At 65.1% G+C, this 249-nt stretch carries 1 protein-coding gene; it reads right to left on the bottom strand.

Annotation, left to right across the window (positions count from 1 at the left end; translation table 11 throughout):
- Positions 1-11 precede the first annotated feature (11 nt).
- Positions 12-249: hypothetical protein (locus tag ACPYOM_RS23225; protein ID WP_481347780.1), on the bottom strand; the 238-nt coding region annotated here is incomplete at its 5' end.

Below are 249 nucleotides of genomic sequence, written 5' to 3'. Positions count from 1 at the left end.
ACCATCGAGATCTACATTCTCTCCGTCGTCGGCAGCGTCAGATGTGTAGAAGAGACAGGGGTGGTCACCGCCAAGCAGGAGGCGACGCGGCGTCCCAGAAGGCCGAGGCGCGCGGGTCGGCCTGCAGCAGGGCCTCGTAGTGGTCTGGCCCTGTCTCTTATACACATCTCCGAGCCCACGAGACGCGTAGTAATATGGGGGGGGGTGTTTTTTTTTGAGGAGGGGGGGGGGGGGGGGGGGGGGGGGGGG

Source organism: Monashia sp. HAY1-2A (assembly GCF_056755315.1).
This window is presented reverse-complemented; position numbering and strand designations above follow the sequence as displayed.